Below are 6,497 nucleotides of genomic sequence, written 5' to 3' on the forward strand. Positions count from 1 at the left end.
TTAAGGTCTATAGCGCCGATGGTACTGCATGGGAGACTGTGTGGCAGAGTAGGACGTTGCGAGGTAAGATAAACCGATAGTTATTATAACTATCGGTTTTTTTTGAATTAAATTAACAAGAATGATATTTGGATTTTACAGTTCTATAATTAATCTTTAACAAATGAAGGCTATAATTAGAATGAGAAAATAATCAAAGGCTATTCTGATTTCTTAAAAAGTTCTATCAGAAGATGTTGTAGTAAAAAGTATAATATTAAAGCATCTTAAATAGAAGAGTACATAGAAAATAACCAAAAAATAAGGAGGCAAATGAATGGGAATTTTAATTAGTACTAATCTATATAATACGAAAGAATTTGAAAAACTGTTTGAATTGCTAGAGATAACAGAGAATCCAGATGTTGGAGTCGAAATCTTCCCAATTTGGAATGATGCAGAATTTGAAAATAAGTTAAAGGAAAATATTAATAAGCTTAAAAGCAGAAGTATATCCTTCCATGGTCCATATTATAATTCTGAACATTCCGCAAAAAAAGGAACTTCAGCTTATGAACGTACTATGGAGTATATGAAAAAAACTTTAGAATATGCGCAAATGCTAGATAGTAACTATATTATTTATCATCATAATAATAGAAAAGTATCATTTAAAGAAAAATTAGAGATGATAAAAAATTCAAATGAAAATTTAATGGAGATAAACAATATAGCTAAGAAGTACAATCAAGAAATAGTAGTAGAGAATTGTGGTGTGGTTAGCAATGATAATATGTTGCTTAATGAGAATGAATTTATTGAGTTATGTAGATTTATTCCCAATAATATAGTACTAGATATAGGTCATGCTAATTGTAATGGTTGGAATTTAGAAAAAGTAATTAAAAAGCTTAAATTTAAAATAGTAGCTTATCATGTTCATAATAATTATGGGTGGATAGATGAGCATAATAGGATTTATGATGGAAATATAGATTTTGAAAAATTCATAAAAATATATAAAAGATCAACTCCAGATACGGACTTGGTTATTGAGTATTGTAGAAACTTAAATAATGATTTGCAAGGTATTACAAAGGATATTAAACAATTAGGAGAATTGCTATTAGTAGAACCAATTGCAAATTAGAGATTATTATACTCGTAATAAGTAAAATTAGTAAATGTTTTTTTACTTAAGACTTATTGATGATATGAATAAAAAATTAAGAAATTAGAATTAAAAGCTATTCATATGAGAATGGCTTTTTTTAATTTGACAAGGATAATTGAAAAAGATAAAATATTTGTTAAGACAAGTATTTTATTGGAGGAAATGTAAATATGAATAAATTTGATAATTCATTAGGATATTTGCTAGGGATTGCTGCAGCAATAAATAAGAACGAATTATATTCTGTGCTGGCTCCATATGATATTACTCCAGAGCAATTTACTTTGCTTACAAAACTTGATATAAATCCATCAAAAGGGAAAACTCAAAGACAATTGGCACATGAATCTTATAAAGATGAAGCAAATATAACTAGAATATTAAAAAAATTAGAATTAAAAGGTTACGTTCAAAAAATTGTAGATAGTAAAGATAAAAGGAATAATTTTGTTTTTCTTACAGAGGGAGGACAGAATTTGCTTAATCTCTTACAGCCATTAATAATTGATTATAGGAAACAAATGCTTAAAAATCTTTCAGAAGAAGAAATTTTAACAATGAAGAAAATGTTAAAAAGGATTATAGAAGATTGATACTTTTAGAAAATTAAATCTTTTAGTATTTAGTCATTGTCTGTATGTGTTTATTAATAATTACTTGTCTTGACAAGCAATATAAAAATTTAATTTTTTATTTTTAGTAATAATATTTATTAAATTAAAAAATTAGGAGGTGTTCACATGAATAGAATTAAAAGTTTTAGAGGTTATATAGAAAAGTTGGAGGAACTTGGAGAGCTTAAAGAAATCAATGAAGAAGTTGATTGGAATTTAGAAATGGGAGCAATAATTCGTTGGTGCAATGAAAAAGGCGCACCTGCACCGCTTTTTAATAAAATAAAAGATATTAAGGAAGGTTTTCGCGCTATAGGAGCTCCAGCTGGAGTAAGTAGACAAAAAGATTTATATTTGTCACGGTATGCAATTTCTATAGGAATGAAACCAAATTCAACAGGTAAAGAAATTTTAGAAGAGCTAGTTGAAGGATATAGCAAAAATCCAGTTCCTCCTATAATAGTTTCTAACGGACCTTGTAAGGAAAATATTTTATTAGGTGAAGATGTTGACTTATTTAAACTTCCAGTGCCATATGCTCATGATGGCGATGGGGGGAGATATATTAATACGTGGGGAACAATTATGGTTCAATCTCCAGATAAGAAGTGGACTAACTGGTCAATAGCTCGTATTATGATTAAAGATAAAAGAACTATGGTAGGTATGGTTGCTGGTGGACAACATATAGGTAAGGTTAGAAAGATGTGGGCAGACCTTGGGAAGGATACACCATTTGCAATTGCATTTGGAACTGAACCAATGATCCCACTTGTTGCAGGATCAACCTTGGTTTCAGAGGGAAATAATGAAGCAGATTATATAAGTGGTTATTATGGGGAACCTATTGAACTTATCAAGGCAGAAACTAATGATATTCTTGTACCAGCTAATTCAGAGATAATTTTAGAAGGAACCTTGTCATCAAGTGAAACTGAGATGGAAGGACCAATGGGAGAGTATTCTGGTTATCTAATTAAAAACTCAAAGTCAGAAAAACCTATATATAATGTGACAGCTATGACATATAGGAATAAACCAATTTATCCTATAGTTGTAGCTGGAGCACCAATTGATGATGATCATCCAGTAATGGGAATTGGAGCATGTGCTGAAATATTAAATAGCTTAAGAAAGCATAAAATTCCAGTAACAATGGTATGGATGCCTTTTGAAGCTGCTTGTACTTGGCTTGTTATTACAATGCCTAAGAAGTGGAAAGAAATATTGAAGTGCAACACTAAGGAGCTTATGAAGAAAATTGGAGATGCCATATATGCCTGTAAAGGAAGTTTTCTTTCGCCTAAAATTATTGTTGTAAATGATGATATTGATCCAACTGATATAAATCAAGTTATATGGGCATTTGGAACTCGTAATCATCAATCAAAAGAGATATATTTTAGACCAGATAGTAGAGTAATAGGTTTAATTCCATATTTGGATTCAGAAGAAAAGAAAGTATTTAAAACAACAGCATGCATTTTTAATTGCTTATGGCCTGAAGATTTGGAATATGCTGATTATCACATTACAAGTTCATATAAAGGTGCATTTCCAAAAGAAGTTCAAGAAAATGCACTAGATAAATTAATAAAAGCAGGATTTCTAGAGTGATTTTAAATAAAGCTGTAGAAGTAAAGCCATATATAATTAAGAAGGTGGTTATATAAATGAAAGAAAATGAAATTCTTCCTAATATTTCTGTAGAAAGTCATTTTGTAGGAAAAGATGCTATTTTTATAGTAACTGGTGGTTTGGCTCATATAGGAGCTGTAGCAACTGCTTATTTTGATGAAAAGGGTATTACTGTATCCTGCAAACAGTTACCACATCATAAAGAAGGTGAACTGGCTACTCAGATGGCAGAGAAAGCAGCTTCAAAACTTCAAGTTAATGTTACTGTTATTGTAGGTATCCATATTGATAATGCAACTTATGAACAAATCGTTCAGCTTGTAGATATTGCACAAAGAGAATTTGATAAAGAGATTAACATATTAACTGAAAAAAACTAAAAATATAGAATAAATAAAGAAATATTTGTTGAATTAAAAGATACCAATTGTATTGCTTATTGAGTTTAATGTAATAATTTGCTAGAATATGTAGTGGGTATATATAGTTTGAGCGTGAGAATTAGCGTTTTTACTAGAGGATTATTAAGCTAAAATATGAGAAAATTATTGCTACATTAAACTTTTTATGGGAGGGATTTATTTGGTAGATTTTAATTTGGAAATAGACAAGTTATATCCATTTAATGTTAAGGAGATTGAATTAAGCAAGTATAAAATTGATGAGAATATTAAGAAATCTATTATTCTATATAATGTAGCTTTAGGTGAAATGAAGAAAGGTAATTTTGATCAGGTTATAAGTGATTTAGAAAAAGCTATATCCTATAATAAAGAATTTACAGAGGCTATTAAACTTATGGGCTTATGTTATGTGTGTATGAATGAATATAAAAAAGCAGAAAAACTTTTTAAAAGCCTTAATAAATATGCAGTTTATAATGATTTGGTTAAGGAATATTTACAAAGTTTGTCATCTAAAAAATCAATATATAAAACTTCAACTGTTACAGAAACTGTTGAAGATATGTATAATGTCAGAAGTGATAAAGGTAATGGTTCAGGTAAAAAAATGGCTATAAGTTTGGCAGTTATTATGGTTATTGCCGTGGGAGCAGGGATAAGTTATTTACATCCTGAAATTATGCAAGGAATGTTAACAAAATTTAAGGACGTAAGTCAAAGTGAACAGAATAAATCTGAAACTAAAAATAATGATACTGTTGTATCTAAGGAACAAACAAGTACAAATTCAATTAATGATAAAGTTTTAGTAGAAAAAAAAGCTGATGATAATGTAAAGACTGAAATTAGTCCAAAGAATATAGCTAATGCAAACTTGCAAGAGGATGCATATAAGAATGAAACTTTAAATATGCTAAATGATGCTGAAAAAGCTTTAAACTCTGAAAATTATGAGAAAGCTGCAGGAATTTTAGTTGATATGAAAAGTAGAAATCTTGATGATGATACAAAATCTAAGTTTAGTCAGTTAAGGCAAAACTTAAGTCCAAATCCTATGTGGAAAATATATAATGATGGAAACAGTTTATACAAACAAAATAAATATACGGAAGCACTTCCTAAATTACTAATTTCGTATGAATTTGTTCCAGATAAAAAATTACTGCCATGGATTACTTATGAAATTGGAATGTGTTATAAAGGCATGAATGATTATGCTAATGCACGTGCATATTTAAATAAAGTTAAGGAAGATTATCCAAAATCAGAATATGTTTACTATGCAAAGGTTAATATAAGTGAGATAGGTAACTAGAAATAAAATGATATTATATAGTTCAGAAGAAGTATCAAAGTATGCAATGGACTTAGAACATGTTGCAAAAAATTTAAATGAAGAAATAAATAAGTTTAAAATTTAGTTATATAATTTATTAAAAAGCAGAAACTCTAATTTAAATTGAAATTAGAGTTTCTGCTTTTTATATGTATAATTATCAATGTTCAATTGTCCATTATCAAAATAGGAAATCCTTTCGAGATTTTTTATTCTCGAGGAATTTATAATGCAGTAAAATCTGTGGATAATATATGAAAAGGCTATTTAAGTGAGTTGTGTATAAGAAAAGAATAAAAAACAAATCATATTGGACTGTGATTTTTTTATTTTCAGATGTTCAATAGTGATTAGAAGTTATGCATCCAAAAATAAGCTTAAGAAGTTCTTACCAGCTGAAGAAAGATAACCAGTTTTAGGCCATATGATGGCTATTTGTGTTGATAGCTCTTCTGATATAATTTCTTTAACAATTATATCAGAAGAGCCTATTAATTTTATTGCAGATTTAGGGACAATAGCCACTCCAAGTCCAGAATTTGCCCAAAGCAATGAGGTTCTTGCATCATCATTCTTACAATATACCGTTGGTTGAAAATTATAGTTCTCGCACGCTTTGGATATTAAGTCTTCAAATCTTCTATAAAATATTAGCGGTTTATTTTTTAATTCCGATATTTCGATAGTATTTTTATCAGTCCAGCACAAATCTTTTAACATGGCGGCAACCATAGGTTCCTTTTGCAATAAAATTGAGTTCAAACCAAAATTATTAAAGGGGGTTCTTACAATTGCAATTTCGATTACTCCATTGGTCAAAGCTTCCAATAATTCAAATGTATTTCCTTCATGAATTTCAAAATTTATATATGGATATTTATCATGAAAGGTACTAAGTCTATTATCTAAAAGCGATGCACCAGAGGAGGATACAGTGCCAATAGATAAAGTACCATGAGTTCCTTGGACAAAATCTCTTAATTCATCTTCAGCTGATTTTGTTAAAGATAGTATTTGTTTAGCTCGTTTGTATAGTAAATGGCCTGCATCAGTTAATTTAATATTTCGGCTCCCTCTTTCAACTAGTTTTACTCCTAATTCATCCTCGAGACATTTCAATTGATAGCTTAAAGGAGGTTGTGCTATATGTAGTTTTTTAGCAGCACCTGTTATCTGACCTTCTTCAGCAATTGTGTAGAAATATTTTAATTGTTTAATATCCATTCCTTAACCTCCTAATATATTGCAATTATCAATGAAGGTTGATTTCCAAATCGAAAATTAGACTTATGCAACAATTACCAAAATCAGATACATTTATCTTCCACAGGACTAGTGAAATTTTCGCTGGA

Annotated in this window: 6 protein-coding genes; 5 read left to right on the plus strand and 1 reads right to left on the minus strand. The window is 29.1% G+C overall.

Going from position 1 to position 6,497, the window contains the following annotated elements; all coding sequences use genetic code 11:
* Nucleotides 1-316: 316 nt before the first annotated feature.
* From L3B98_RS28650 to L3B98_RS28670, 5 genes are all read left to right on the plus strand, one after another.
* Nucleotides 317-1,129 carry a sugar phosphate isomerase/epimerase gene (locus L3B98_RS28650; protein WP_238919198.1) on the plus strand — a complete coding sequence of 271 codons (813 nt, stop codon included), beginning with the start codon at nt 317-319 and terminating at the stop codon, nt 1,127-1,129.
* A 194-nt stretch (nt 1,130-1,323) separates the two neighbouring features.
* Nucleotides 1,324-1,746: a MarR family transcriptional regulator gene (locus L3B98_RS28655; protein ID WP_238919199.1), complete on the plus strand. Its 423-nt coding sequence runs from the start codon at nt 1,324-1,326 to the stop codon at nt 1,744-1,746.
* A 147-nt stretch (nt 1,747-1,893) separates the two neighbouring features.
* Nucleotides 1,894-3,384 carry a UbiD family decarboxylase gene (locus L3B98_RS28660; RefSeq protein WP_238919200.1) on the plus strand — a complete coding sequence of 497 codons (1,491 nt, stop codon included), beginning with the start codon at nt 1,894-1,896 and terminating at the stop codon, nt 3,382-3,384.
* 56 nt (nt 3,385-3,440) lie between these two features.
* The gene (locus L3B98_RS28665) at nt 3,441-3,785 is read left to right on the plus strand and encodes a hypothetical protein (protein ID WP_238919201.1); all 345 of its coding nucleotides are present in this window, start codon (nt 3,441-3,443) and stop codon (nt 3,783-3,785) included.
* 202 nt (nt 3,786-3,987) lie between these two features.
* A complete protein-coding gene (locus L3B98_RS28670; protein WP_238919202.1) occupies nt 3,988-5,124 on the plus strand; it encodes a tetratricopeptide repeat protein in 1,137 nt (378 codons plus the stop codon).
* Nucleotides 5,125-5,502: 378 nt separating this feature from the next.
* Here the strand turns inward: L3B98_RS28670 and L3B98_RS28675 are convergent, their stop codons facing one another.
* Nucleotides 5,503-6,369, minus strand: a complete 867-nt coding sequence (locus L3B98_RS28675; RefSeq protein ID WP_238919203.1) for a LysR family transcriptional regulator — start codon at nt 6,367-6,369, stop codon at nt 5,503-5,505.
* Nucleotides 6,370-6,497 lie beyond the last annotated feature (128 nt).

It is taken from the genome of Clostridium sp. YIM B02555 (assembly GCF_022320955.1).
Classification (GTDB): domain Bacteria; phylum Bacillota; class Clostridia; order Clostridiales; family Clostridiaceae; genus Clostridium; species Clostridium saccharoperbutylacetonicum.